The 25,110-nt window shown below is 72.5% G+C and carries 23 protein-coding genes and 1 tRNA gene; 11 read left to right on the top strand and 13 right to left on the bottom strand.

Annotation, left to right across the window (positions count from 1 at the left end):
- Window positions 1-172 precede the first annotated feature (172 nt).
- Entirely contained in the window at window positions 173-1,399 is a 1,227-nt protein-coding gene (locus tag BS80_RS41905) for a hypothetical protein (protein WP_035798578.1), read from the top strand.
- 98 nt (window positions 1,400-1,497) lie between these two features.
- On the opposite strand, the gene BS80_RS17900 is transcribed toward BS80_RS41905, so the two are convergent.
- A complete protein-coding gene (locus tag BS80_RS17900) occupies window positions 1,498-1,890 on the bottom strand; it encodes a winged helix-turn-helix transcriptional regulator (protein WP_035798576.1) in 393 nt (130 codons plus the stop codon).
- 86 nt (window positions 1,891-1,976) lie between these two features.
- Here BS80_RS17900 and BS80_RS17895 point away from each other — a divergent pair, with 86 nt between their 5' ends.
- Both BS80_RS17895 and rarD read left to right on the top strand, forming a co-directional pair.
- Entirely contained in the window at window positions 1,977-2,831 is an 855-nt protein-coding gene (locus tag BS80_RS17895) for an SDR family oxidoreductase (RefSeq protein WP_035798574.1), read from the top strand.
- 191 nt (window positions 2,832-3,022) lie between these two features.
- On the top strand, window positions 3,023-4,069 hold the full coding sequence (rarD, locus tag BS80_RS17890) for an EamA family transporter RarD (protein ID WP_051966746.1): 1,047 nt from the start codon (window positions 3,023-3,025) through the stop codon (window positions 4,067-4,069).
- 15 nt (window positions 4,070-4,084) lie between these two features.
- Here rarD and BS80_RS17885 read toward each other — a convergent pair whose 3' ends face one another.
- From BS80_RS17885 to BS80_RS17875, 3 genes are all read right to left on the bottom strand, one after another.
- Window positions 4,085-4,957, bottom strand: coding sequence for an ABC transporter permease (locus BS80_RS17885; RefSeq protein ID WP_408607388.1), 873 nt, complete (start codon window positions 4,955-4,957; stop codon window positions 4,085-4,087).
- Window positions 4,958-5,042: 85 nt separating this feature from the next.
- Complete coding sequence (locus BS80_RS17880; protein WP_051967133.1) at window positions 5,043-6,026, bottom strand: ABC transporter ATP-binding protein; 984 nt, start codon at window positions 6,024-6,026, stop codon at window positions 5,043-5,045.
- A gap of 56 nt (window positions 6,027-6,082) precedes the next feature.
- On the bottom strand, window positions 6,083-7,381 hold the full coding sequence (locus BS80_RS17875) for a LolA family protein (RefSeq protein WP_063772060.1): 1,299 nt from the start codon (window positions 7,379-7,381) through the stop codon (window positions 6,083-6,085).
- A 178-nt stretch (window positions 7,382-7,559) separates the two neighbouring features.
- Here BS80_RS17875 and BS80_RS17870 point away from each other — a divergent pair, with 178 nt between their 5' ends.
- The 3 genes from BS80_RS17870 (at window position 7,560) to trxA (ending at window position 11,173) form a co-directional block, all read left to right on the top strand.
- Complete coding sequence (locus BS80_RS17870; protein WP_083974862.1) at window positions 7,560-10,151, top strand: bifunctional FO biosynthesis protein CofGH; 2,592 nt, start codon at window positions 7,560-7,562, stop codon at window positions 10,149-10,151.
- 309 nt (window positions 10,152-10,460) lie between these two features.
- A complete protein-coding gene (locus BS80_RS17865) occupies window positions 10,461-10,850 on the top strand; it encodes a MerR family transcriptional regulator (RefSeq protein WP_035798572.1) in 390 nt (129 codons plus the stop codon).
- Entirely contained in the window at window positions 10,847-11,173 is a 327-nt protein-coding gene (trxA, locus tag BS80_RS17860) for a thioredoxin (RefSeq protein ID WP_035798570.1), read from the top strand. Before BS80_RS17865 ends, trxA begins: the two co-directional genes overlap by 4 nt.
- Window positions 11,174-11,199: 26 nt before the next feature.
- Here trxA and BS80_RS17855 read toward each other — a convergent pair whose 3' ends face one another.
- Window positions 11,200-11,817: a DUF1707 SHOCT-like domain-containing protein gene (locus BS80_RS17855; protein ID WP_051966744.1), complete on the bottom strand. Its 618-nt coding sequence runs from the start codon at window positions 11,815-11,817 to the stop codon at window positions 11,200-11,202.
- Window positions 11,818-12,056: 239 nt separating this feature from the next.
- Here BS80_RS17855 and BS80_RS17850 point away from each other — a divergent pair, with 239 nt between their 5' ends.
- Window positions 12,057-13,160, top strand: coding sequence for an ADP-ribosylglycohydrolase family protein (locus tag BS80_RS17850; RefSeq protein ID WP_035798568.1), 1,104 nt, complete (start codon window positions 12,057-12,059; stop codon window positions 13,158-13,160).
- An 85-nt stretch (window positions 13,161-13,245) separates the two neighbouring features.
- Here the strand turns inward: BS80_RS17850 and BS80_RS17845 are convergent, their stop codons facing one another.
- From BS80_RS17845 to BS80_RS17835, 3 genes are all read right to left on the bottom strand, one after another.
- The gene (locus tag BS80_RS17845) at window positions 13,246-13,458 is read right to left on the bottom strand and encodes a DUF397 domain-containing protein (protein ID WP_035798565.1); all 213 of its coding nucleotides are present in this window, start codon (window positions 13,456-13,458) and stop codon (window positions 13,246-13,248) included.
- A complete protein-coding gene (locus BS80_RS17840) occupies window positions 13,455-14,312 on the bottom strand; it encodes a helix-turn-helix domain-containing protein (protein ID WP_063772004.1) in 858 nt (285 codons plus the stop codon). Before BS80_RS17840 ends, BS80_RS17845 begins: the two co-directional genes overlap by 4 nt.
- A gap of 310 nt (window positions 14,313-14,622) precedes the next feature.
- Complete coding sequence (locus tag BS80_RS17835; protein WP_035798560.1) at window positions 14,623-15,378, bottom strand: GOLPH3/VPS74 family protein; 756 nt, start codon at window positions 15,376-15,378, stop codon at window positions 14,623-14,625.
- 311 nt (window positions 15,379-15,689) lie between these two features.
- Here BS80_RS17835 and BS80_RS17830 point away from each other — a divergent pair, with 311 nt between their 5' ends.
- A complete protein-coding gene (locus BS80_RS17830) occupies window positions 15,690-17,639 on the top strand; it encodes a D-alanyl-D-alanine carboxypeptidase family protein (protein WP_051966743.1) in 1,950 nt (649 codons plus the stop codon).
- On the opposite strand, the gene BS80_RS17825 is transcribed toward BS80_RS17830, so the two are convergent.
- From BS80_RS17825 to BS80_RS40840, 3 genes are all read right to left on the bottom strand, one after another.
- Complete coding sequence (locus BS80_RS17825; RefSeq protein ID WP_083974858.1) at window positions 17,611-18,516, bottom strand: YhjD/YihY/BrkB family envelope integrity protein; 906 nt, start codon at window positions 18,514-18,516, stop codon at window positions 17,611-17,613. The genes BS80_RS17830 and BS80_RS17825 overlap by 29 nt on opposite strands.
- Window positions 18,517-18,678: 162 nt before the next feature.
- A complete protein-coding gene (locus BS80_RS17820; RefSeq protein WP_035798557.1) occupies window positions 18,679-19,443 on the bottom strand; it encodes a polyprenol monophosphomannose synthase in 765 nt (254 codons plus the stop codon).
- Between the two features lie 402 nt (window positions 19,444-19,845).
- The gene (locus tag BS80_RS40840) at window positions 19,846-20,019 is read right to left on the bottom strand and encodes a hypothetical protein (protein WP_157536345.1); all 174 of its coding nucleotides are present in this window, start codon (window positions 20,017-20,019) and stop codon (window positions 19,846-19,848) included.
- Window positions 20,020-20,470: 451 nt separating this feature from the next.
- On the opposite strand from BS80_RS40840, the gene BS80_RS17815 reads away from it, so the two are divergent.
- Window positions 20,471-20,543 (top strand) — tRNA-Arg (locus tag BS80_RS17815).
- Window positions 20,544-20,619: 76 nt separating this feature from the next.
- On the opposite strand, the gene BS80_RS17810 is transcribed toward BS80_RS17815, so the two are convergent.
- A complete protein-coding gene (locus BS80_RS17810) occupies window positions 20,620-21,468 on the bottom strand; it encodes a helix-turn-helix transcriptional regulator (protein WP_035798555.1) in 849 nt (282 codons plus the stop codon).
- 99 nt (window positions 21,469-21,567) lie between these two features.
- Here BS80_RS17810 and BS80_RS17805 point away from each other — a divergent pair, with 99 nt between their 5' ends.
- Entirely contained in the window at window positions 21,568-22,623 is a 1,056-nt protein-coding gene (locus BS80_RS17805; protein WP_035798553.1) for an NAD(P)-dependent alcohol dehydrogenase, read from the top strand.
- 30 nt (window positions 22,624-22,653) lie between these two features.
- Here the strand turns inward: BS80_RS17805 and BS80_RS17800 are convergent, their stop codons facing one another.
- Window positions 22,654-23,226, bottom strand: coding sequence for a potassium channel family protein (locus BS80_RS17800; protein WP_083974854.1), 573 nt, complete (start codon window positions 23,224-23,226; stop codon window positions 22,654-22,656).
- Between the two features lie 278 nt (window positions 23,227-23,504).
- On the opposite strand from BS80_RS17800, the gene BS80_RS17795 reads away from it, so the two are divergent.
- The gene (locus BS80_RS17795) at window positions 23,505-25,100 is read left to right on the top strand and encodes a PucR family transcriptional regulator (RefSeq protein ID WP_035798551.1); all 1,596 of its coding nucleotides are present in this window, start codon (window positions 23,505-23,507) and stop codon (window positions 25,098-25,100) included.
- Window positions 25,101-25,110: the final 10 nt, after the last annotated feature.

Genomic DNA, 25,110 nt, shown 5'->3' with positions numbered 1-25,110 from the left:
AGTGCGGCACCAGTGCCGCTAGCGGCACCGGCGATCCGCGGGGGTGGCGCAGCTGCCACCTCCGCGGACGTCGCGTCCTCCGGGCCCGGTGTCGGCACTGCTCAGCGGCCGTCGTACCGGGTAGCCTCTGTGCGATCGTCAGATCTCTGGATCGTCATTCGCGGGGGGAACCGTGCTGGGCGTCTTCACGTTTCTGCTGGGCTGTCTGGTCACGGCGTTGATCCTGCGCCGCCGTCCGGCCGATGCCGCGACCAGGGCGGCGCTGGAGGCGCTGGCGGCCGCGACCGAGGCCGCGCTGGCCGCAGCCGCCTCGGCCGACGCCGCCCGGGCCGCCCTCGGGTCATCCACGTCCGCCTCCGCTCCCGTGCAGCTGGGCAAGCCCGCCGCCAAGCCCAGGGCTGCGGCGAAGCCTAAGCCGGCCGCCAAGCCGGTGACCAAGCCCGCCGCCAAGAAGGTGGCGAAGAAGGCTCCGGCCAAGCCCGCCCCCGTCGACCGGGTGCCCGTCCCGGCCCGGACGCGCCGCGCCCCGGTGGCGGGCGTTGCCGAGGTCCTGCTGCCGCCGGCGGCCGCCCGGATCGCGCTGCTGTCCTCGTTCCACTCGGCCGCCGTCCAGCTGGAAGAGCGCCGCCGGGACACCGAGCCCGCCCCCACCCCCGTCGACCGGGTGCCCACCGCAGCGGCCCCGGCGCCCGTCCCGGTGTCGGACGACGACGGCCTGCTCCGGCTGCCCACGCCCGCCGGCCCGCGCGACGTCGTCCGGCCGGTCCCCGAGTCGGACCAGGGCGACCCGTTCCTCCTCACAGGCCGGCAGGACGGCGAGGAGACCGAGGAGGAGTTCCGGATCGAGTGGCCCGAACCGGGCGCCGTCGCGGTGGCCGAGGTCGCCAAGCGGGGCAGCGGCTACTTCGCGATCCATCCGATGACCCGCACCAGGACCCAGGTGGACACGCACTCCACGCTGGCCGCCGGCTGGGGTGACCAGCAGAGCCGCGGACTGCTCACGCCCGACATGACCCATCTGAAGGTCGCCGGCATGCAGGGGCCGCGCGAGTGGTCGGTGCGGCTGGTCGGACCGTCCGACCTCGACGAGCTGGACCAGGAGCGGCAGGGCACGGGAGACGTGTTCCTGCGGGTCCAGCGGGGCAACCGGGTCGAACTCGTCGCGCACGTCAAGTCGGAGGGGTGGTCCCTGACGTTCGTCTGCGGCTGCTGGGCGGGCGACAAGTGCGCCTGCCGCAAGCCGCAGGCCTACCTGCCCGGGTCGGTCTCCAGCAGCGGGGAGGCCACGAAGGTCCTCACCATCTCGCGCCGCGGGCTGGTGATCCTGAAGGTCGCCAAGGTCACCGACCCCTGGCGGCTGCGCCTGCGGGCCGCCGGCTCCGAGCGCGACGCAGACTGATCGCGCCGAGGGCTGATCGCCGAGGGCTGACCGCGCCGAGAGCTGACCGCGCCGAGGGCTGACCGCGACGAATCCCGGGCGGCCCGGCTGTTCCCCGCTCAGCGCTCGCGGCCGTCGTACTCCACGCGGGCCGCGAGGACCGTGGGCATCTGCCGCTCGACCCAGTGCGCCAGGCCGCTCACCAGCTCGGCCGCCTCGACGCCGGACGCGGTCAGGCTGTAGTCCACCCGGGGAGGGATGACCGGGTACGCCTCGCGCCGCACGAACCCGTCGCGCTCCAGCGCCTGCAGGGTCTGTGCCAGCATCTTCTCGCTCACTCCGGCCACCCGGCGGCGCAGCTCGCTGAAGCGGTATCCGCGCTCCAGCAGTGCCACCAGCACCAGCACCCCCCAACGGCTGGTGACGTGCTCCAGCACCCCGCGCGAGGGGCAGTTCCGGTCGTTGATGTCGCCGATCCGGTCGAGCAGGCCCGGCTCCTCGATTACCTTCATGTAAGTACCATACTTCAAAGTGGGTACTTTCGAATAGTGAGTGATGCTCGTACGGTGGAACCAACGAACCACTGAGGGAGTAGCAAATGATCGTCGTCACCGGTGCCACCGGACAGCTCGGCCGCCTCGTCGTGGAGGGTCTGCTCGGCGCCGTCCCCGCGAGCGGGATCGCGGTCGTCGTGCGCTCGGCCGAGAAGGCCGCCGACCTCGCCGCCCGCGGCGTCGAGGTCCGGACCGCCGACTACAACCGCCCCGAGACGCTGGCTGGGGTCTTCGGAAGCGGGGACAGGGTGCTGCTCATCTCCGGCAGCGAGATCGGCAGCCGGGTCCCGCAGCACCAGGCCGTGATCGACGCGGCGAAGGCGGCCGGCGTGGAGCTGCTCGCGTACACCGGCGTGCTGGGCGGCGACGCGGCCGGGTTCCGCCTGGCGGACGAGCACAAGGCGACCGAGGCCGCGATCCTCGCCTCCGGCCTGCCGTACGTCTTCCTGCGCAACGGTTGGTACAGCGAGAACTACACCGCCCACGCGGCCGACGCGGTCGAGCGCGGCGCGCTGGTCGGCAGCAGCGGCGAGGGTCGGATCGCCTCGGCCGCCCGCCAGGACTACGCCGCCGCCGCTGTCGCCGTCCTGACCGGCGAGGGCCACGAGGGCCGCACGTACGAGCTGAGCGGCGATGTGGCGTGGAACTTCGCCGAGTACGCCGCCGAGCTGTCGGCGCAGTCGGGCAAGGAGGTGGCGTTCCACAACGTGGCGCCGGACGAGCACCTCAAGGTGCTGGTCGGTGCCGGGCTGCCCGAGGGCTTCGCGGCGATCCTGGTGGACGTCGACGCCGGCATCGTCCGCGGGGAGCTGGCCGGGACCAGCGGCGACCTCGCCGCATTGATCGGCCGTCCCACCACCCCGCTGGCCGCGTCCGTGCAGGCCGCCCTGCAGGCCTGACGGCCGCGCTCGGCGAGCTCCACACGCCGGGGAACTGCCCCACGCGCCCGACCGCGAGCCCCTCGCGACCCCGGGCGTTCCGGCGACCCCCCACTGTCATGACCAAAGGGTGGGAACAGAGATGACAACCCCCTCCTCGCCCGCTACCGTCGGCTCGACCGACGTGCCACCGGGTGGAGGAGAGGGTCGATATGCCGCAGGGACCACAGGGGGAGGCCGGAGCGGTGGCGCGCGGCGCCGGAACCGAGAGCGGCGCGGAAGCCGCCCGCGGCTTCTGGCTCGGCACCGCCGCCTACGGCATGTGGGGTCTGTTCCCGCTCTACTGGCCACTGCTGGAGCCGGCCGGGTCCGGCGAGATCCTGGCCAACCGGATGGTCTGGTCGCTGGTCGTGGTGGTGGCGATCCTCGGCGCCCGTCGGCACTGGTCGTGGATCCGCCCGCTGCTGCGCCAGCCGCGCCGGATCGCGCTCTCCGGGCTCGCGGCCGCCGCGGTCTCGGTCAACTGGGGTGTGTACATCTGGGGAGTGAATTCCGGGCACGTCGTCGAGACCAGCCTGGGCTACTTCATCAACCCGCTGGTCACCATCGCCTTCGGCGTCCTGCTGCTGCACGAGCGGCTGCGCAGAACCCAGTGGGTGGCGGTCGGCGTCGGCGCGCTCGCGGTGGTCGTGCTGACCATCGGGTACGGGCGGCTGCCGTGGATCGCGCTCACTCTCGCGTTCAGCTTCGCGGTGTACGGGCTGCTGAAGAAGAAGGTCGGCCTCAGCGGGCTGGAGAGCTTCGCGATGGAGACCGCGTTCCTCTTCCCGTTCGCCCTGGGCTACCTGGTCTATCTGGGGGTGCGCGGCCAGGCGACCCTGGGGCACGGCGCCGGTCACTCCGGTCTGCTGATGCTCAGTGGGGTGATCACCGCGATTCCGCTGCTCTGCTTCGGCGCGGCGGCGATCCGGGTCCCGCTCTCCACCCTCGGCCTGCTGCAGTATCTGGCGCCGGTCTTCCAGTTCCTGATCGGCATCACGGTCTTCCACGAGTCGATGCCGCCGGCCCGCTGGGCCGGCTTCGCGCTGGTCTGGGCCGCGCTCGCGCTGCTGACCTGGGACGCGCTGCGCCGGGTCCGCGCGGACCGGGCCCAGCTCGCCGTGCTGCGCGAGGCGGCCGCCGCGGACCCGGCGGCCGTCGCAGCCGCTGCTGCGGCCGGCACCGATTCGGCGCCGGCCACAGCTCAGGTCACGCGCTGACGCCTGCCCGGGGCGTCACGCGGTGATGTCGCGGCTGGTGAGACGGGCCCAGGCGGCCGAACCGAACACCGCCAGGTAGAGGGCCTGCAGACCCAGGTTGTGCAGCACACCGTCCCAGTACATCGGCTCGCGCAGCAGGTCGGCAAAGGTCAACCAGTGGTCGGTGAACAACCACGGCTGGATCGCCTGCAACTGCGGCAGGCTGTCCAGGATCTGCACCAGGATCACCAGCCCGACCGTGGTGGCCATCGCGGCGATGCCGCTGCCGGTCAGCGTGGAGACGAAGAGCCCGATCGCCACCAGCCCGGCCAGCGACAGCGCCACCACCCCGGCGATCAGCACGGCACGCAGCAGCGCCCCGCCCAGGCCGATGGTGTCACCGGAGAGCAGCGTCATGCCGCCCATCGGGAACAGCGCGGCGCCGGTGGCCAGTGCGGAGAGCGCCACCGCGAGCGTCGCCGCCCAGCAGAACGCCATCGCGGCCGCGAACTTGGCGGCCAGCAGCCTGGTCCGCCCGGCCGGGGCGACCAGCAGGTAGCGCAGCGTGCCGGTGGCGGCCTCGCCGGCGATCGAGTCGCCGGCCACCACCCCCACCGTCATGGGCAGGAAGACCGGCAGCGCGACGGTGATCGCGGCGAAGACCAGGAAGAGCCCGTTCTGCGTGACCTGGGCGATGAAGGCCGGCCCGCCCGGGCCGCCGTGCAGGTTGCCCGTCTGGATCTTCACCACGACGCCGAGCAGCACCGGCAGGGCGGCGAGCAGCCCGAGCAGGGCGATCGTCCTGGTCCGCCGGAAGGTCAGCGTGATCTCGTTGCGGAACAGGGCCAGGAACCCGGCCGCCGTCTGCGGCCGCACGCCCGCCACCATCGACGCTGCCATCGGCTCCATCACCGGCTCCATCACCGGCGCTGCCACCGTCGTTGACACGGGCGCCGCTTTGGGCGCCGACACCGTGGGCGCCGGGGGCGCCACCTCAGCCTGCGACATCGAATCCCTCTCCGGTCAGTGCCACGAAGGCGTCCTCCAGCGTGCCCCGCTCGACGCCGAAGCCGCTCACCCGTACGCCGGCCTCGACCAGCGCCGCGCACAGCCCGGGCAGCGGATCGTCCCCCGCGGTGGCCGGCTCGCCGTCCACCCGGCTCTCCGCCACCCGGATGTCGCTCACCCCGCGGGCCGCCAGCACCTCGGCGGCCCGCGCGGCGTCCGGTGTACGGACCACCAGACGGCCCTGGGCCCGCGCCGCAAGCTCGCGGACGGTGCCCTGGACCAGCAGTCGGCCCTTGGACATCACGGCTGCGTGCGTGCAGACCTGTTCGATCTCGTCGAGCAGGTGGGAGGAGAGGAAGACCGTGGTGCCCTCGCCCGCCAGCTCGCGGATCAACGCCCGGATCTCCCGCATCCCCTGCGGGTCGAGACCGTTGGTGGGCTCGTCCAGGACCAGCAGTTCGCGCGGCTGGAGCAGCGCCGCGGCCAGTCCGAGGCGCTGCTTCATGCCGAGCGAGTACGCCCGGGCCTTCTTGCCGGCCGCCGCCGTCAGCCCGACCCGGTCCAGCGCCTCGCTCACCCGACGCGCCCGGGTGCGTGGATCGGCGGTCGGGTCGGCGCAGTCGTACCGCACCAGGTTGTCGCGCCCGGAGAGGAACCCGTACAGCGCCGGGCCCTCGATCAGTGCCCCCACCCGCGGCAGCACGCTGCCCACCGACTGCGGCATCGAGGCGCCGAGCACCGTTGCCACGCCGGACGTCGGGGCGATCAGGCCCATCAGCATCCGGATGGTGGTGGTCTTGCCCGAGCCGTTCGGACCCAGGAAGCCGAACACGCTGCCGCGCGGGACCGTGAGGTCCAGCCCGTCCACCGCCAGCTGGCCGCCCGCGAAGCGTTTGGTCAGACCCTGGGTTCGGATCACCGCGGGAGAGTCGGCGCGGGTCGGTCCCGCCGCAGTGGCCGGACCACCCACCGGGGTCTCCTCGGTGTCGACGCTGTCGATGCTCTCGACGACTGGGGACTGGGTCACTACTTCACCCCGGCCGCAGTCTGCAGGACCGGCAGGGTCACAGCTCCGGCGTAGACCCGGCCGTCGTCGGTGACCAGGATGTTCAGCACCTTGGTGCTGATCAGCTCGCCGCCGGCGACCGGCTTGCCGAGCGACTTGACCAGCGACGACGCGCTGAGCCCGCTCAGCTTGCGGCCCTTGGCACCCTGCGCGGTGCCGGTGACGGCCGCGCTGCCCTCGTCGGACGGGAGGTGGAAGGAGAGCACCGTCGTCCAGTCCGAGCCGATCAGCTGCGGAGCGGCCTTGTCCAGCGGAGCCCGCTGGCCCTTCGGCGTGTCCTTCGGAGAGTTCTGCGGCTTCGCCGCCCCGCCGACCGCTGCCTTCTGGCCGGCCCGCTGGTCCGTCACCGTCGCGCCGGGCGGCGGGGTGAAGGTGAAAGTCTTGGCGGCGGGTTGACCGAGCGAGACATCGCTGAAGTGCACGTCGAGGATGGTGTTGCCGCTGGTGCCGGTGGCCACCACGGCCAGCGGGGTACCGGTCGCGGAGTCCACCGCGATCCGCACCTCGCCGATGGTCGAACCGGTCTGCTTGGGCTTGAGGCTCAGCTCGTACGCGCTGCGCCCGGCGACCGTGGCCGTGCCGCTCACCGCGACGGTGGAGCTGGCGGCGCTCTGTGCCAGGAACTGCCGGGCAACCTCCTGCGGGGTCGTCGGCAGGCCGGTGAGCGGCGCCGAGGACGGGTGCTTCGCTTCGGCGCCCTGCGGGGCGGACAGGTGCAGCGCCGAGTTGCTCGAGCTGTCCCAGGCCCAGAGCTGGTCGCCGTTGTGGATCACGTCGTACTCGGCCAGGCTCTCGACCAACGCGATGCGCTGCTTGTCCGGGCCGTCCACGGCCACCCGAAGGGTGTGGCTGCCGGCCAGCAGGGCGGTCAGCCGGGACTCCGGTGAGGCCGCCGAGCCGTTGGCCTCCTTGGCCTGCCCGCTGCCGCCGGCCGCGCCCGCGGTGCCGGTCACGGCCGCCGCCGCGCCGCCGTGGCCCGTCAGGGAGAGCAGCTCGGACGGGATGCCCAGGTCGGCCGAGACCTGGACCGTGCCGCTGAGCTGCTGGGTGTCCGATCCGAGCGCCTTGCCGATCAGCTGCTCGGCCGTCAGCTGGGGCAGCGTCGGTGATCCGTCGCTGGCCAGCGCCGGCACCAGGTTCACCCCCGCCACCGCGACCGCGGCGACCGCCACCGGCACAAGCAGCCGCAGCGCCGCCCGCCTCCGCGACCGGTAGACCTCGCCGTTCTTCTCGCCTTCGAAGCCCGCGTACTCCGTCATGGTGTCCAACCCCTCGGTAGCCGTCCTCAGGTCCTCCACCGCTATTAGAGACCCCGGCCCGCACCCTGACATCGCCCTGTGGGGGCACAGTGAAGTACACCTACAGGGGCACGTGACCCTGATCCCACCTCAGGGTCAACGGGCGTGGCGGGTCGTCCTGCTGGCGTAGGGTCACGACATGCACGTCACGCGCCCGTCGGAGCACCCCGCTGATGCCCCCACCGCCAACGCGATGCGCAGGGCGCTGCGGCGGGCCCGCGACGGGGTGGCGGTGGACGTCGGAGAGGCGGCCGTGCTGCTCCAGGCCCGCGGGGACGACCTGCGCGACCTGTGTGCGACGGCAGCCCGGGTGCGCGACGCGGGCCTGGAGGCGGCCGGCCGCCCCGGAGTGATCACCTACTCCAAAAAGGTGTTCATCCCGCTCACCAGGCTCTGCCGGGACCGCTGCCACTACTGCACCTTCGTCACCGTCCCCGGCAAGCTGCGCAAGGACGGCCACGGCCTCTACCTCTCCCCGGACGAGGTCCTGGAGATCGCCCGTCAGGGTGCCGCGCTGGGCTGTAAGGAGGCGCTGTTCACGCTGGGCGACCGCCCCGAGGACCGCTGGCCCGAGGCCCGCGAGTGGCTGGACGCGCACGGCTACGACGACACCCTCGCGTACGTCCGGGCGATGTCGATCCGGGTACTGGAGGAGACCGGTCTGTTGCCGCACCTCAACCCGGGGGTGCTGAGCTGGACCGACTTCCAGCGCCTGAAGCCGGTCTCCCCGTCGATGGGGATGATGCTGGAGACCACCGCCACCCGGCTCTGGTCCGAGCCCGGCGGCCCGCACCACGGCTCGCCGGACAAGGAGCCGGCCGTCCGGCTGCGGGTGCTGGAGGACGCCGGGCGCAGCGCCGTCCCGTTCACCACCGGCATCCTGATCGGCATCGGCGAGACGTACGAGGAGCGGGCCGACTCGCTCTTCGCGATCCGCCGGGTGGCGCGGCAGTACCACGGCGTCCAGGAAGTCATCGTGCAGAACTTCCGGGCCAAGCCGGACACCGCGATGCGCGCCATGCCGGACGCCGAGCTGGAGGAGCTGGCCGCCGCCGTCGCGGTGGCCCGGGTGGTGCTCGGCCCGTCCGCGCGGGTCCAGGCGCCGCCGAACCTGGTCGACGGGGAGTATCAGCTGATCATCGACGCGGGCATCGACGACTGGGGTGGCGTCTCACCCCTGACGCCCGACCACGTCAACCCCGAGCGCCCCTGGCCGCAGATCGACGACCTGACGGCCCGTACCGCGGCCGCCGGCTTCGAGCTGCGCGAGCGCCTGACGGTCTACCCCGAATACCTGCTGCGCGGCGAGCCCTGGCTCGACCCGCGGATCCTGCCGCACGTCACCGCGCTGGCCGACCCGGTCACCGGCCTCGCCCGCCCGGACGCGCTGCCGGTCGGCCGCCCCTGGCAGGAGCCCGAGGACCTGCCCGCCGCCTCGGGCCGCACCGACCTGCACCGCACCATCGACACCGACGGCCGCACCGGCGACCGCCGGGCCGACTTCGAGGACGTCTACGGCGACTGGGAGGCGCTGCGCGAGCAGGTCGGCGCGATGGCCCCCGAACGCCTGCCCGGGGACGTCCGCGCGGCCCTCGCGGTGGCCGCCGACGACCCGACGAAGCTGACCGACGACCAGGCCCTGGCCCTCTTCCACGCCGACGGCCCGGCCCTGGACGCGCTCTGCGCGATCGCCGACGCGGTGCGCCGCGACGCGGTCGGCGACACCGTCACCTACTGCGTGACCCGGAACATCAACTTCACCAACGTCTGCTACACCGGCTGCCGTTTCTGCGCCTTCGCCCAGCGCCGCACCGACGCCGACGCCTACACCCTCTCGCTCTCCCAGGTCGCCGACCGCGCCGCCCAGGCCTGGGACGTCGGCGCCACCGAGGTCTGCATGCAGGGCGGCATCCACCCCGACCTGCCCGGCACCGCCTACTTCGACATCGCGCGGGCGGTGAAGCAGCGCGTCCCCGGCATGCACGTGCACGCGTTCTCCCCGATGGAGGTCGTCAACGGGGCGACCCGGACCGGGCTCTCGATCCGCGACTGGCTGGCAGCGGCCCGGGAGGCGGGCCTGGACACCATCCCCGGCACGGCCGCCGAGATCCTCGACGACGACGTCCGCTGGGTGCTCACCAAGGGCAAGCTGCCGGCCGCGACCTGGATCGAAGTGGTCACCGCGGCACACGAGTTGGGCATCCGTTCGTCCTCCACCATGATGTACGGCCACGTGGACACCCCGGCGCACTGGCTCGGCCACCTGCGGCTGCTCGCCGAGATCCAGCAACGCACCGGCGGCTTCACCGAGTTCGTCACCCTCCCGTTCATCCACACCAACGCCCCGGTCTACCTGGCCGGCATCGCCCGCCCGGGCCCCACCCAGCGCGACAACCGCGCGGTGATCGCGATGGCCCGCCTGCTGCTGCACACCCACATCCCCAACATCCAGACCAGCTGGGTGAAGTTGGGCGCCGAGGGCGCCGCCGAGATGCTCCGCTCCGGCGCCAACGACCTGGGCGGCACCCTGATGGAGGAGACCATCTCCCGGATGGCCGGCTCCGCCTACGGCAGCTACAAGTCCGTCCGCGACCTGGAGGCCATCGCCGAGAGCGCCGGCCGCCCCAGCCGCCAGCGCACCACCACCTACGGCGAGGTCCCGGCGGAACGCCGCGCCGCCGCCCTCGCCTCCGACGGACACCTCCCGGAGCTGCTGCCGGTTCTGGAGTAGACAGCGCCCAACGGCCGCCTGGTCGGCCAGATCAGGCGGCCCTCGGGAACGGATTCTCAATCCCGCCGTTCCGTTGGGGGCGGGACCACGCTCCACACCCGCTTGCCGACCCCGTCGCGAGGACCGAGTCCCCAGGACACAGAGAGCTCCTGTACGAGCAGGAGTCCGCTGTGGCTCGGCCCTCGGTCGTCTTGGTCCTGATCGAGGGGCGAACTGGCCTTGACGTCAGGGGCAAGGTCTACCGTCAATGGACAGCGACGGGACAGCGACGGGACGGCGGCCGGGTGTCGCCGGGCGGGAGGCGGGCGGATGCGGATCGGCGAGCTGGCCGAGCGGGCGGGGACGACCACGCGGACGTTGCGGTACTACGAGTCGCGTGGCCTGCTGACCGCGCGGCGGACCGGGAACGGCTACCGGGCGTACGGGGAGGAGGACGTCCACCTGGTGCGCCAGATCCGGCTGTTGCAGGATTTCGGTTTCGAGCTGGAGGACACCCGCCCGTTCGTGGAGTGTCTGCGGGCCGGCCACCCGGCCGGCGACTCCTGCGCGGCGTCGCTGGACGTCTACCGTCGCAAACTGTCCGAGCTGGACGACTGCCTGGCCCGTCTGGGCGCCGTGCGCGACCAGGTCGCGGCCCAGCTGGCGCGGGCCGAAGAGGCCAATCCGCGCTGCGAACTCACCGAGGAGACACCGTCATGAGTACTGCCCTGACCGCCGTGACCGACGCGACCTTCGCCGCGGAGGTGCTGAACTCCGAGATGCCCGTCCTGGTCGAGTTCACCGCATCGTGGTGCCCGCCGTGCCGGATGATCGAGCCCGTGCTGGTGGCGGTGGCGGAGGAGGAGGCCCACCGCCTGCGGGTGGTCAGCCTGGACGTCGACAGCAACCCGGAGATCACGGCCGCGTACGCCGTCCTCTCGATGCCGACCCTGATGGTCTTCCGTGGCGGCGAGCCCGTGAAGTCCATGGTCGGTGCCCGCGCCAAGGCCAAGCTGTTGCGCGAACTGGCCGACGTGGTCTGAGCTGCGAAAGCCCTCGGAGAAAGCCCTCAGACGGCCCGCTGCTGTCGCCGCTTCCACCAGCGGCGCAGCGGCGTGGGGTAGCGGATCTCCACGCTGCCCCTGTCGATGACGCCCGTCAGCTGGAGGACCGGACTGCCGGGAGCGGGCGCCACGGTGGCCTTGTTCTGGACCATGCCGCGGTCGACCTTCGCGCCGTGGGTGGTCACCGACCAGCCGAGCGGGACCAGGATGTCGATGCTGCCCTTGCGTACGTCGACCTCCAGCGTGACCTCGCGGTGCCGGCAGGTGGCGTCGGTGAAGTCGATGACGATGCTGCCCTTGTCGGAGATCGCGCTGATCAGCCGCGGCACGGCCCAGTGGCCGACCTGCTGGATGGCGCCCGCGCGCGTCTCCAGGACCAGCGGCTCCTCCGGGCGCAGGTCGACGGCCCCGGCCAGGTCCGCGGTCAGTGGCACCAGCTCCGCGTGGGTCTTGGCCGTGAGGGCGATCGCCAGCCGCTCGTCCAGCTCGGCGAGGTCGAGCAGCCCGTTGCCGGCCGCCTCCCGCAGTTGCTCGGCGACCTGCTCGCGGTCGTCGTGCGACGCGCGCTGGGCGGGGGCGGTGGCGGGGGTGTGGCGGTGCGCGGGCAGCTGCTCCTCGGTCATCGGGCCAGTGTACGAGCAGCCCGTGCCCATGTCCCCGGTGGCGTAGGACTATTGAGCGTCCCGCGCCTGTCGCCCGCCGGTGCGGTGCCGGGCGACAGGCGCGTCGGACGTCGTCGGTGTTCACATCGGTGTTCATGTCGATGTTGCGGGGGACCTGACATCTCCCTCCGGCATTCGAATAAAGTCGCGGAGTCGCTCGAACTTCTCCTGAGACGCCCGGCGAAAGGCTCCCCTCCGTGATGCCCCTGTGGTCCCGTGCCCAGCAGCAGGACTACCGCAGCCGGGTGCGCGGCGCGCTGCTCGGCGGCGCGATCGGCGACGCGCTGGGCGCGGGCATCGAGTTCGACTCGATCGAGAAGATCCGGGCCGCGCACGGCCCGCAGGGCGTCACGGGCTACGTCCCGGCGTACGGCCGGCGCGGCGCGGTCACCGACGACACGCAGATGGCCCTTTTCACCGTCGACGGACTGATCCGCGCCCACGTCCGGCGGGACACCGGCGGCTGGCACCCGCCCACCGACGTGCACCGCGCCTACCTGCGCTGGGCCGCCACCCAGCGCGACTGGGGACCGGACGAGCGCCGCCCCGACCTCGGCTGGCTGGGCCGCGAGGAGTGGCTCTACGCCCAGCGCGCGCCCGGTTCGGCCTGCCTCTCCGGGCTTTCCGGCCCGGACGCCGAGCGGCTCGGCACCCTGGACGCCCCCAAGAACCCGCACTCCAAGGGCTGCGGCACGGTGATGCGCGCCGCGCCGTTCGGACTGCTGCTCGGCTGGGAGCCCGGACTGGTCTTCCAACTCGCGGTGGAGTGCTCGGTGCTGACCCACGGGCACCCCACCGGTTATCTCTCGGCGGGATCGCTCGCGGTGATCGTGCACACCGTGCTGCGCGGCGGCGCGCTGGAGGAGGGCGTCCAGCTGGCGCTGGCGCAGCTCGCCGAGCGGCCCGGGCACGAGGAGACCACGGCGGCCCTGTGCGGGGCCCTGGAGGCTGTTCGGGCGGGGGCGCCGTCGGCCGAGCGGGTGGCCGCGCTGGGGGAGGGCTGGGTGGCCGAGGAGGCGCTGGCGATCGGGCTCTATTGCGCGCTGGTGGCCGAGGACGTCCGGTCCGGGCTGCTGCTGGCGGTCAACCACTCGGGGGACAGCGACTCCACCGGGACGGTCTGCGGGAGCCTGCTGGGAGCGCTGCACGGGGAGACCGCGCTGCCCGCCGAGTGGGTGGCCGAACTGGAGGGGCGCGGAACGGTGTTGCAGCTGGCCGACGACCTGGTGCTGGAGCTCGTGCACGGGCTGGAACTGCACGGCCCGGACGCCGGTGACGGCTGGCGCGAGCGCTACCCCGTCTGAACGCGCGCCGCCCGGTCCGCCGCGCGCCGTCCGGCACCTGTGGTGGACACTCCGTGGCGCGGAGCGCCCACCACGCGGACGGTGGTCAGACGGTGCCGAACGCCCCGCTGCCGGCCGCGATCGCGAACGCGGCCCAGGCGGTGGGTGAGAAGTGCAGCTGGGGACCCTCGGGGTCCTTGGAGTCACGCACGGCCACCGTGGCCGACTCCGGGACCGCGACCTCCACACAGGCGCCGTTGCCGCCGCTGTGGCTGCTCTTGCGCCAGGCCGGGTTGACGGTCAGGGTCTTGATGCTCATTTCTGGTACGCCTCCGCATAATCGGTGATCAGTGACCGGGTCTCCGCGACGCTGAGGGCCGCAGCCCTCAAGTGGTCATACAGTCCGGTATAGCGGCGGACGTCCACGTCCTTCTCCAAGTAGAGGTCGCTCGTCACCCCTTCGAAGTAGACGACCGTGGAATCGGCTGACTCCGGGAACTCCATCAGGGAGAATGTCCCGGTCATTCCGGGGTGCGCCCCGCGGACGAACGGGATCACCTGCAGCGTGATGTTCGGCTGCTCGCCCAACTCCAGCAGCTGGCGCATCTGATCGGCCATCACCGCGCCGCCGCCGACCTCCCGGGCCAGTGCGGCTTCGTCTATGACGGCCCAGAAGTTCTCGATCCGGTCCTCGCCCGAGATCCGGTCCTGCCGCTTGAGCCTGACCTCCACCCGACGGCGGATCGAGCCCGCGTCGGTGTCCGGCTGAGTGCCCAGGACGACCGCCTCGGCGTACTCCCTGGTCTGCAACAGCCCCGGGATGAACGAGGACTCGTAGGAGCGGATCGAGGAGGCCTCGGCCTCCAGTCCGATGTACACGCTGTACGGGATGTCCCCGAACTCGTGCCACCAGCCGCGCTGCCGGGACTCCTTGGCCATCTCCATCAGGCTGTTGCGCATGCGTGGATCGTCGACGTTGTAGACGTCGCACAGATCGCGCACGTCCCGCGGGCTGATGCTGCGGCGCCCGTTCTCCAGTCGGCTGATCTTCGACTGGGAGACCATCAGGCGGGCCGCCACCTCCTCGGCCGTCATTCCCTTGGTCTCGCGCAGACGGCGCAGCTCTGCGCCCAGCCTTCTGCGACGGACGGTGGGATTGATGCTGGCGGACACATCGACCTCCGGCGGAACCTCTGGTGTGCTGCTTCGGACTTCTTCGGTGTTCGTACCAACCCCCTGGCTCTAGCAGCATGCCACCTTGGATCAGGTCGCCGCCGGGAAATCGCGTCACCGCTGCGCGAGCACCATCCGGCGTGCTAAGGCTTGTCCAGCCGACCTGTTCGGTACGTATGCGGAGCGCTCCGGCGTCTGTCGTCACCGGTTCCGGGGACGACGGCGGGGCGGCCGCGCCCGGCAGATGCCGGGTACGACCGCCCCGAGTGTCGGACGGCCCGTCAGTCTCGACGGGCCGTCCGGTCGGACGTCAGCGGACGCCGACCCGACCGAGCGGGCTCTGAGCTCCCGCCGGACGACCGCGGTCGACGGGTTCGGAACCGGTCCGCTGGGCCGGTGCCCGTCCGCCTGCCGCCACCGTTCCGCCACGGCCCTGCTGGGCCGGAAGGCCGTTCTGCACGTCCATGACGGCATGCGCGACCATCCCGCCGAGCGGGTCGTACCGGATCAGGTCGCGCAGCCTGGACCGCGACGACCTGCCCTCGTTGCCGGGGTACAGGTGCTTTCCGAGCCCCACCGCATGGGCCAGTGCGGCCAGTGCGGCCGTTCTGGGGTCCGGTGGGACGCCGGTGCGGATGGCTGTGTCGAGACGCTGCTTGATGGCAGCGTTCGTACAGTCGTCCGACGCCTGGTAACGCGTTGTCGGCAGGACCCCGCACACCTGTCCCGGCACGGCCGCCACCATGCCGCACCGTTCCAGGTGCGCCAGGTAGGTCTGCCGGAGCCCCAGTCGGGGCCCGCCGATCCAGTGCGCGGCACGCACCGGGCTGCCGCGACGGCGCAGCAGCTCCAGGGCGTGGTCCAGGGTGGGGTCGCCGGTCGGCCGTGGCATCACCACGGCGATCCGGTCCCCGTCCGGGACTATCCGTCCGGCCAGGGACAGCTCGACGAGCTGTGCCCCGGCTAGTCCGAGGTCGAGGGTCTGCGGCTGCGCCGTGGTACCCGTGGTCGGGTCCAGTGCGAGCAACAAAAGTTCCTCGGGAATTGTTCTGCGGCTCTTGCCCATCCAAGCCTCCCCGCGTGGATGAATGACAGAGTGACGCCTCTCACACGGCCTTGTCGAGTACGCCTCCGAATCGTGACCTTGGGGCGGGAACCGATTTGAGCGCCGCGACAGCGGCGGAACCGGCGGCCGACGGGTCGGCGTCGTTGCCGGGGACGGGCCGAGCGCCCGGAATAACCGCCGGTCGGACGGGGTGTGGACCGCCAGGATCGTCCGCCGGTGACGGAGACTGTAGAGCCAGAGGAGCGCTGCGCGGACCTCCCGGAAGCCCGGGTGGCCCGTGCGGCGCCGAGCACGCGAGGAGGTCGGGATACGTGGGCGAGGCCCCGGACAAGGTGCGGCACGGCGGGGAGCGGGAGCTGCCCGCGGACGTCGAGCGGAACGGCGACGTGGACGGCGACGCGAGCAGCGGAGCGGGTGTCGGCGAGGGCGCCGGCGGCGCGACCGTCCATTTGCGCGTCCGGGATGCGGACCATGCGACGACGTTCCTGCGGATGCCGGCCGAGCCGAAGGCCGCGGCGCCCGAGCCTGCCGCGCAGGTCGAGCGGGCCGAGCCCGCCGAGCCGGTCGCCGAGTCGGACGCCGAGCCCGCCACGGACGAGGAAGCCACGCCGGCGCAGGCCCCCGCGGCCGACCCGCGTCTCGCCATCCGGGATGCCGAGGAGGGCGACGCGGAGCCGGCCGACGAGTCCGAGCCCGCCCCGCGGGCCACGGCCGAGCCCGGGCCAACGGCGGATCCGGTGGCCGGGAGCGAGCCTGCGGCTGCCTCGGCGGACGGGCCGGAACCCGCGGCCGAGCCCGAGCCGGAGCGCGTCCTGGTGACCGTCGCCGCCGCGGCCGCCCCGGAGGCCGCCCAGGTCACCCCGCCGGCCCCGCCCGCCGCCCCGGCGGCTGCCGCCGCGCCGCCCGTCTCGCCGTGGACCGCCATCCCGCCCGCGTCCCCGCCGCCCGCCGCGCCCCCGCAGCCCGAAGCCCCCTATGCCCCGGAGACCACCTCCGAGGCGCTGGAGGTCCTCGCGGCGCTCAGCGCGCGCCCGGTCTCCCCGCTGCGCCGCGCGCTCAAGCGGATCACCATCTGGACGGTCTTCTTTGCCGTCGTGATCGGTGCCGTGGTGACCGCACAGCTGTTGCGCCCGCTGCCCGGCCCCAAGTCGAAGATGACCGCGGCCGGTTCCTTCACCTTCACCGGCGACCCGCTCGCGATGCCGTGGCCGGCCAAGGGCCAGGCCGCCGCCGAGGTGGTCGGCCTGGGCAGCCTGGGCAGCTCCGGCCCGGACACCCCGGTGCCGATCGCCAGCGTCACCAAGGTGATGAACGCCTACCTGATCCTCCAGGACCACCCGCTCAAGAAGGGCGAGACCGGCCCGTCGCTCACCGTCGACAAGGCCGCCGCGCAGGAGTCCGGCGACTCCGACCAGTCCACCGCCAAGGTGACCGAGGGCGAGCAGATCAGCCAGTACGAGGCGCTGGAGATGCTGATGCTCCCGTCGGCGAACAACATCGCCCGCCTGCTGGCCCGCTGGGACGCCGGTTCCGAGGAGGCGTTCGTCAAGAAGATGAACGACCAGGCCGCCGCGTTCGGGATGACCAACACCACGTACGCGGACGCCGCCGGCTACAACAACGACACCAAGAGCACCGCGAAGGACCAGCTCAAGCTGGCCGAGCAGGTGATGAAGAACGACATCTTCCGGCAGATCGTCGCCGAGCCCGACAGCACCATCAACGGCACCCGGATCTACAACACCAACGCGCTGCTCAACGCGAAGACCGGGGTCATCGGCACCAAGACCGGCTCCAGCACTCCGGCCGGCAGCTGCCTGATGTGGGCGGCGACCAAGGACGTGGGCGGTACCCGGCAGATGATTCTCGGGGTGACCCTCGGCCAGCCGGCGACCACCACGGACAGCCTCCTCAAGGCGGCCCAGACCGTCAGCGCGAAGATCATCACGGCCGGCCAGTCCGCGTTGACCGGTCAGGTCATCGCCAAGCAGGGCGACGTGGTCGGCTATGTCGACGACGGTCTCGGCGGCCGGGCACCCGTGGTGGCCGGCAAGGACATCACGGTGTCCGGCTGGACCGGCACGACCGCCACGCTGAGCCTGGACCAGGGCGCGATCCGGCTCGGCCACAGTGCCAAGGCCGGCACCCAGGTCGGCACGATCACCGCGGGCGAGGGCACCGCGCAGACCCAGGTCCCGGTGCTGCTGCAGCACGACCTGGCGCCGCCGTCGATCATGTCCCGGCTGCTCCGCCTGATCTGAGCCGCCGCCTGCGCTTCCTGGGGTCCGCCAGCGGCGGCCCCAGGTAGCGCGCCACGGTCTCGTCCTCGGCGATCACCCGGCCCAGCGCCAGGGCCAGCGTCGCCGTGCTGAAGACCACGATCAGCCAGGACAGACAGGTGAAGACCGCGCCGTAGGGTCCGAACTGCGCCACGCTGCGGGACATCGCCGACGGTAGGTACACCTGTGAGGCGATCTCCAGCCCCACCACCGCGACCCCGCACAGCCCGGCGCCCGGCAGCAGCGGGTACCAGCGGATCCGGGCGCTCAGCAGCAGGTGCTGGGTCCACCACCAGAGCAGCGTCGCGGTGACGAACGACAGTGGCAGTCCCAGCCACCAGCCCGCGCCGAAGCCGTTGCGGATCGGCCCCAGCATGACCAGGTAGATCAGCCAGACGAGCAGCCACGCCAGCCAGCGCCAGGCGGCCAGTCGGGTGGACGCCCGGGGCAGCTCCCAGCAGCGCTCGCAGACCCGCTGCATGGCCCGGCTCAGGGTCGTCGCCGAGAGCAGCGTGACCAGGGCGCCCAGTGCGCCGAAGGTCTGCGCCTCCTCGGAGCTGTGGCTGAGCGACACCAGCATCTGTACCTGTTGCTGAGCCACGCCGCGCAGCCCGAGCTGGTCGCGCAGCGAGTCGAGCAGCCTGTTGCGCAGGACCGTCGGAGCGAAGACCGCCACCACGAAGAGCGCGGGCAGCGCGCTCAGGAACGCCTGCGCGGCCAGCCGGGTGGCGTTGTCCAGCAGGTTGACCCGGACCAGCTGGCCGACCGCCCGGCCCACCAGCGGGACCTGGGTGGGCAGCTCGCGCGCCGTGCTGCTGAGGGAGTCGGCGCGCCGCCGGATCCTGGACCAACGCCCCACGCGTACTCCCTCCGCCGCAGCCCCTTGATCACATGGTCGCCCGAGCCCGGGCCGCCCGCACGCGCACAGCCCGCCGGGAGGGAGGCGGCGCAGGAGGGGGGAGGAACGCCGCAGGGGCCCGTACGCGGACGTACGGACCCCTGCGGTGACGTGACTACGTGACTACTTGTTCTTGCCCGTCAGCTTGTTCACCCGGTCGGCCACGCCCCAGGCGGTGACCCGCCACAGCGCCTCGACCAGGATGTTGCGGCTCATCTTCGACACGCCGTGCTCGCGCTCCACGAACGTGATCGGCACCTCGGCGACCTTGAAGCCGGCCTTGACCGTGCGCCACGCCAGGTCGACCTGGAAGCAGTAGCCCGCCGAGGCGACCTGGTCCATGCCGAGGCCCAGCAGGGTCTCCTTGCGGAAGGCGCGGTAGCCGCCGGTGACGTCCTTGATCGGGACACCCAGCATCAGGCGCGAGTAGAGCGAGCCGCCGCGGGAGATCAGCAGGCGGGACTTCGGCCAGTTCACGACCTTGCCGCCGGCCACCCAGCGCGAGCCCAGCACCAGGTCCGCGCCGCGCAGCGCGGTCAGCAGGCGGTAGAGCTCCTCGGGCTGGTGCGAGCCGTCCGCGTCCATCTCGACCAGGACGTCGTAGCCGTGCTCGATGCCCCAGGCGAACCCGGCCAGGTAGGCCGCGCCCAGGCCCTCCTTGCCCTTGCGGTGCATGACGTGGACGTTGCCGTCCCGCTCGGCGATCTTGTCGGCCATCTCGCCGGTGCCGTCGGGGCTGTTGTCATCGGCGATGAGGACGTGCACCTCGGGGACGGCGGCCCGGACCCGGGAAACGATCCGTTCGACGTTCTCGGCCTCGTTGTAGGTCGGGATGATGACCAGCACCTTGCCGAGGTCGGCGAAGGAGTGCTCCTGGGGCGCAGTCACGTACGAGCCTTTCGGGTTGTGCCGTGTCCACCCTGGACACGGCATCGCGTCTCTGTCTCTCTACCGCCGGCCCCTGCGGACCGGCGACGACACCGTCAGACCACGGACCTGCTGGACCCCGGCCGGAGTGAAGACCGCCCGCAGGGCCCGGGGGCCGATCCGCCGGGAGGCTCTGGTACGAGTCGTCACCACTGCCGATGGTAACGACCCGGAGCCGGGGCTCGGCACGCAGGCCGTTGGCCGGGCAGTGGACGGATGACCGGGTGTCGACCGCCCATTCGGACGGACGGCACGCCGGGCGGTGTCTTCGAGAGACGGAACCGGCTTGATGCCACTGGGCAGATAGTAGTGAATCCCGGGGCGCCCCCACCCCGCACTGCCCAGTCCCCACGGCGCCCCGCGTCAGCGGCCCACCCTCCCGCCGACCGCCTCACCCCGGGCCCCCGCCGGGTCCTTTCGGCCTTCGAGCTCTTCCAGGTCCTCGGCCAGTGAGTCCTTGAGTCCACGCAAGAGTGAGACGAAATTGTCGAGATCGGTGCCCTCGCACCACTCCGGCGGCGTGATCGTGTCGTCCATACGTCGACGCTAGCCAGCGCCGATCAACAACGGATAAGCACGCGCCGCGTGTTGCTCCGGATGTTCGAGTACGACCGTGTGGGATGGATCACGCCAGCAGCGGGCAGGCGGGATCTGTGCGCGTTCGGGCACTCCTTCGACCGCGTCGCCCGCCGCGCGGGAGCAGGCTGCGACTCCCCCTCAAGGAGGAGGCAAAGCACCGGCATTGACGGACGGACGCCGGGGGACCGCGTCCATCCCGGCTCGGGGTCCCACCCCGTCACTCCAGCCGTCCGGGGCGACTCGATCCGCTAGTCTGTGATCGGTCAGACGGACATCCCCCTGCGGGCCCGGTCCGGTGCACCCTCCCGGGGTTCACCGCCAACGCCCGCACCCCCGCCTGGCCTGGGTGCCAGCCCAGCTCTGCCGCAGACCCCCTCGGGGGCTCCCGGCAAGGCGGTCGGCAGGCCCCGCCCCAGTAGCTCAGGGGATAGAGCACGGCTCTCCTAAAGCCGGTGTCGCAGGTTCGAATCCTGCCTGGGGCACAGCAGTACCGCAGGTCACAGGCCCTGCGCCCACCCGGGCGCAGGGCCTGTGCGCGTTTCGGTCCGCCGACCGGGGTCAGGCTTCGGCGGGGGTGGCGGTCCAGCTGGCCAGCAGGCGCAGGGATTCGGCCGAGGGGGAGCCGGGCTCGGCGTGGTAGGCGAGGAGGACCTGGTCGGGGTCGGCGGGCAGCCGCAGGGTCTCGTACGCGAGGGTGAGGCGGCCGGCGACCGGGTGGTGCAGTTCCTTGACGCCGTGGCCCTTGTCCTGGACGTCGTGGGCGGCCCACAGGCGGCGGAACTCCTCGCTCTTGACCGAGAGTTCGCCGATCAGTGAGGCCAGCTTCGGGTCGTCCGGCCAGAGGCCGGCGTCCAGCCGCAGGCTCGCGACCACGTCGGCGGCCTTGCCCTCCCAGTTGTCGTACAGCTCGTGCGAGTCCGGGACGAGGAAGACCTGCCAGGCCAGGTTGCGCTGCTCCGGCGGCATCGCGGGGAAGTCACCGAACATGGCGCAGCCGAGCCGGTTCCAGGCGATGATGTCCAGCCGTCGGCCGAGGACCAGGGCCGGGATGCCCTCCATCGAGTCGATCAGCCACTGCAGCGACGGGCGGACCCGCTGGGGTCGGCTGGAGGCGCGTGAGCGCCGGTGGACGGGCTTGGTGAGGTGGGCCAGGTGCTCGCGCTCGGCCTGGCTCAGCCGCAGGGCCTGGGCGATGGCCTCCAGGACAGCGGAGGAGACGTTCTGCCCGTGGCCTTGTTCGAGCCGGGTGTAGTAGGCGACGCTGACCCCGGCCAGTTGCGCCAGCTCCTCGCGGCGCAGTCCCGGGACCCGTCGTCGGCCGCCGTGGTGCGAGAGCCCTACGTCCTCGGGCTGCAGGCGGGCCCGCCGGGAGCGGAGGAACTCGCTCAGATCGGTGCGCTGGTCCATACCGAAAAGTATGAGGGTGATTCCCTCAGTCGTAGGTTCCGCAGACGTACGCACAGAGGGTGGCTGGCTAGCCGGGGCGCGGAGGAGCAGGCTTGACGCATGACGACCCACACGACTGTCTCCGCCTATGCCGCACCCTCGCCGAAGGCCCCGCTGGAGAAGACCACGATCCCGCGGCGGGAACTGGGCGAGTTCGACGTCCTGATCGACATCAAGTTCGCGGGCATCTGCCACTCCGACATCCACCAGGCCCGGGCCGAGTGGGGCGAGGGCACCTTCCCGATGGTCCCCGGCCACGAGATCGCCGGCCTCGTCGCCGCCACCGGTCCCGGTGTCACCCGTTACGCGGTCGGCGACCGGGTCGGCGTCGGCTGTTTCGTCGACTCCTGCCGCGAATGCGACAACTGCCGCGCCGGCCTGGAGCAGTACTGCACGGGTGAGCTCGGCATGGTCGGCACCTACAACGGTGTCGGCCGGGACGGTGAGCCCACCTACGGCGGCTACTCGACCCACCTGGTGGTGGACGAGAACTACGCCGTCCGGATCCCGGAGAGCCTGCCGCTGGACGCCGCCGCGCCGCTGCTCTGCGCGGGCATCACGCTCTTCTCGCCGCTCAACCACTGGGGCGCGGGCCCGGGAAAGAAGGTCGCGGTGGTCGGCCTCGGCGGGCTCGGCCACGTCGGCGTGAAGATCGCCCACGCGATGGGCGCCGAGGTCACCGTGCTCAGCCAGTCGCTGCGCAAGCAGGAGGACGGCCTGCGGCTCGGCGCCGACCACTTCCACGCCACCTCCGACCCGGCGACCTTCCAGCAGCTGGCCGGGACCTTCGACCTGATCGTGAACACGGTCTCCGCCGAGCTCGACCTGAACGCCTACCTCGGCCTGCTGCGCACCGACGGCACGCTGGTCCAGATCGGCGCGCCCGAGAACCCGGCGCCGGTCGCCGCGTTCGCGCTGATCGGCGGCCGCAAGTCGCTGGCCGGCTCGATGATCGGCGGCATCGCCGAGACCCAGGCGATGCTGGACTTCTGCGCCGAGCACGGGATCACCGCCGACATCGAGCTGATCCGCGCGGACCAGATCAACGAGGCGTACACCCGGGTCGTCGCGAGTGACGTCCGCTACCGCTTCGTCATCGACACGGCGACGATCTGACGATCGCCGCCAGGGCCCCCGCCGGACGTGTCAGTCCGGCGGGGGCCCTGCCGCGTCCGGGCGCTCGGGGGCAGCGGCCGCACGCCCCCGGGTGCCGACCTGGCCGCGGAGCCGACTGCTCAAGGCACTCGCGCCGGCGGTGAGGAAGACGAAGTTGTAGAAGATCTGCACGATCACCACGACCCGGGCGGTCTGGCTGGTGGCGACGATGTCGCCGTAGCCGATCGTCGCCGTCGTGACCAGGGTGAAGTACAGGGCGTCGACGCGGGTGTGCAGACCGCTGAGCTGACCCGGCGCGCGGGACATCGCCAGGTAGGCGCTCGCGAAGATGACCAGCGAGAGCGTGATCAGCAGCATGATCACCGCGGCTGGCCGGCCGCGCTCGGAAGCCATCAGGACATCGCGGACCTGGGCCAGCAGCAGCCCGGCGAGGACGGCCAGGGCCAGCCCGAAGCAGGTCCAGCTGAGCACCGGCCGGTGCGGCCCGAAGCGGTCCAGCGGCAGCGTGAAGTATCCGACGATCAGCAGGACGAACCCGGCGACCGGCGTCAGCAGCCGGAGCAGCACCCTGGCGTCCGAGGGTTCGCGCTGCGGTGTCTCCATGGGGTCCAGCCTGGGGCGGCGCCGTCGCACTGTCCTGACGGGGCCGGAAGGGTTGCGCTGTCCGGGTGGGCCGGCCGGGGCCGTGGTTCCGGGGGGCGCGATCGGCCGATCGTGCAGCGGGGAGCGGCTGTCGCGGGCCGCTCCCTGGAGGATCGGCCAAGATGGTCTTTGGGCGATTGCCCTGGCATCTACCATGCATCTGCACCTGAATCCCTGGCTGATAAGAGGGCCAGCCGGGTGCGGCGCCGCTCGTCGGCGCTCGGCACGAGGAGCGTCAGATGATCGTCGAGGATCTCCTGCGGGTTGAGGACCTGCGGCTGGGACTGGCCTGGGGGCCGCCCGAACTGCTCGCCCGACAGGTCACCGGCGTCACGTCGACCGACCTCCAGGACCCGGCCCGCTATCTGCAGCCCGGCGAGTTGGTGCTCTCCGGACTGGTCTGGTGGCAGCCCGACCACCCGTCGGCCGCCGCGCTGGCGCTGCGCTTCGCGACCTCGCTGCGCAGCGCCGGGGTGGCCGCGCTGCTGGCCGGCGAGGGTACCCACGGCGAGGTTCCGGCCGGGTTGGTGGAGGCCTGCCGGGTGCACGGGATCCCGCTGTTCTCGGTCCCGGCCGGCACCAGTTTCCGGGCCGTCACCGACCGGATCTACCTGCGGCTCTGGGGCGATCTGCAGGCCCGCTCGGACGGTGCCGCGGCCGTCCCGGAGACGGCCCGCCGCGAGCTGGTCGAGCTGATGTACGCGGGTGCCCCGGCGGGCGTGGTGCTGGGCCGGGCGGTCTCCCGGCTCGGCTGCGGGCCCTGCTCGCTGGTCTCCGCCTCGGGCCGCACCATCGCGACCTCGCCCGGAGCCGTGGACCCGGACCCCGAGGCCGTCCGGCGCGCGCTGCCGACGGCCGGCGGCGACGCCTCCGGGGGCGGGGCGTCCGGCGGCGACCTGCCGCTGGGCAGCGCGGCGCTGGCGATCGGCGCGCCCGGCGAGAGCCCGTTCGACGGCTGGTACCTCTATCCGCACACCGACGCCGCCGCCGGTGCGGCCACCGTGCTGCACGGCCTCGCGGACCTGCTCGCCACGCTCTGGACCCGCACCCGGGCGGAGGCCGCCGACAGCCGCCGGGCGGCCGGCCGGCTGGCGGCGCTGCTGACCGCCGACGCCGCCGCGCACCCCGCCGAGCTCGCGGAGGCGGTGGCCTCCTGCGGCCTGCCGCCGAACGCCCCGCTCGTCCCGGTGGTCGCCCGGATCGACGGCGTGGACGCGCCATGGGCCGCCGACGCGCTGGCCGAGGCGCTGCGCGCGGCGACCGGAAACCAGTTCGCGGTCGGCGCGGACGAGGTTGGCCGCGCGGTCGCCGTCGTGGTCTGCGACGTGCCGGACGAGCTGACCGCCCGGCTGCGCGAGGTCTGGCCGCGCCTGCAGGCCCGGCTGCCCGACCGCCACCTGCTGCGCGCCGGGGTCGGTCCGCGCGGCGACGGGCCCAGGACGGAGCTGGCGGCCGGGCTGAAGCAGGCCCGCTACGCGCTGGAGGTCGCCGCCTCGGCCGGGCCGCGGGCGTGCTCGGTGGGTGCCAGCTCCGAACTGACCTCGCTGGCGGCCCTGGTCCGCGGCGTTCCGGCCGAGGTCGCCGCGGCCTTCCGCCGCCGGCTCCTGGAGCCGCTCGCCGAGCACGACCGCAGCACCGGCGGCGCGCTGCTGTCCACCCTGGTCACCTTCCTGGACCACGACTGCTCGTGGGCCAGGACGGCAGAATCACTGCATGTACACGTCAACACCGTGCACTACCGGATCCGCCGGATCGAGGAACTGACCGACCGTGACCTCGGCCGGCTGGACGACCGTCTCGACCTGCGTGCGGCGCTGCTCTGCGGCCCGGCCTGACGGTTCGTCG

The organism is Kitasatospora mediocidica KCTC 9733, from assembly GCF_000744225.1.
Taxonomy (GTDB): domain Bacteria; phylum Actinomycetota; class Actinomycetes; order Streptomycetales; family Streptomycetaceae; genus Kitasatospora; species Kitasatospora mediocidica.
The sequence above is the reverse complement of the archived record's forward strand: the minus strand, read 5'-3'. Positions and strand labels throughout refer to the sequence as shown.

Bases quoted from the DNA above. Each gene is read 5' to 3' on its own strand.
- BS80_RS17900 (WP_035798576.1), bottom strand. From the start codon at position 1,890: ATGAAGGTAATCGAGGAGCCGGGCCTGCTCGACCGGATCGGCGACATC.
- BS80_RS17895 (WP_035798574.1), top strand. From the start codon at position 1,977: ATGATCGTCGTCACCGGTGCCACCGGACAGCTCGGCCGCCTCGTCGTG.
- rarD (WP_051966746.1), top strand. From the start codon at position 3,023: ATGCCGCAGGGACCACAGGGGGAGGCCGGAGCGGTGGCGCGCGGCGCC.
- BS80_RS17885 (WP_408607388.1), bottom strand. From the start codon at position 4,957: ATGGAGCCGATGGCAGCGTCGATGGTGGCGGGCGTGCGGCCGCAGACG.
- BS80_RS17875 (WP_063772060.1), bottom strand. From the start codon at position 7,381: ATGACGGAGTACGCGGGCTTCGAAGGCGAGAAGAACGGCGAGGTCTAC.
- BS80_RS17870 (WP_083974862.1), top strand. From the start codon at position 7,560: ATGCACGTCACGCGCCCGTCGGAGCACCCCGCTGATGCCCCCACCGCC.
- BS80_RS17865 (WP_035798572.1), top strand. From the start codon at position 10,461: ATGCGGATCGGCGAGCTGGCCGAGCGGGCGGGGACGACCACGCGGACG.
- trxA (WP_035798570.1), top strand. From the start codon at position 10,847: ATGAGTACTGCCCTGACCGCCGTGACCGACGCGACCTTCGCCGCGGAG.
- BS80_RS17855 (WP_051966744.1), bottom strand. From the start codon at position 11,817: ATGACCGAGGAGCAGCTGCCCGCGCACCGCCACACCCCCGCCACCGCC.
- BS80_RS17850 (WP_035798568.1), top strand. From the start codon at position 12,057: ATGCCCCTGTGGTCCCGTGCCCAGCAGCAGGACTACCGCAGCCGGGTG.
- BS80_RS17845 (WP_035798565.1), bottom strand. From the start codon at position 13,458: ATGAGCATCAAGACCCTGACCGTCAACCCGGCCTGGCGCAAGAGCAGC.
- BS80_RS17835 (WP_035798560.1), bottom strand. From the start codon at position 15,378: ATGGGCAAGAGCCGCAGAACAATTCCCGAGGAACTTTTGTTGCTCGCA.
- BS80_RS40840 (WP_157536345.1), bottom strand. From the start codon at position 20,019: ATGGACGACACGATCACGCCGCCGGAGTGGTGCGAGGGCACCGATCTC.
- BS80_RS17810 (WP_035798555.1), bottom strand. From the start codon at position 21,468: ATGGACCAGCGCACCGATCTGAGCGAGTTCCTCCGCTCCCGGCGGGCC.
- BS80_RS17805 (WP_035798553.1), top strand. From the start codon at position 21,568: ATGACGACCCACACGACTGTCTCCGCCTATGCCGCACCCTCGCCGAAG.
- BS80_RS17800 (WP_083974854.1), bottom strand. From the start codon at position 23,226: ATGGAGACACCGCAGCGCGAACCCTCGGACGCCAGGGTGCTGCTCCGG.
- BS80_RS17795 (WP_035798551.1), top strand. From the start codon at position 23,505: ATGATCGTCGAGGATCTCCTGCGGGTTGAGGACCTGCGGCTGGGACTG.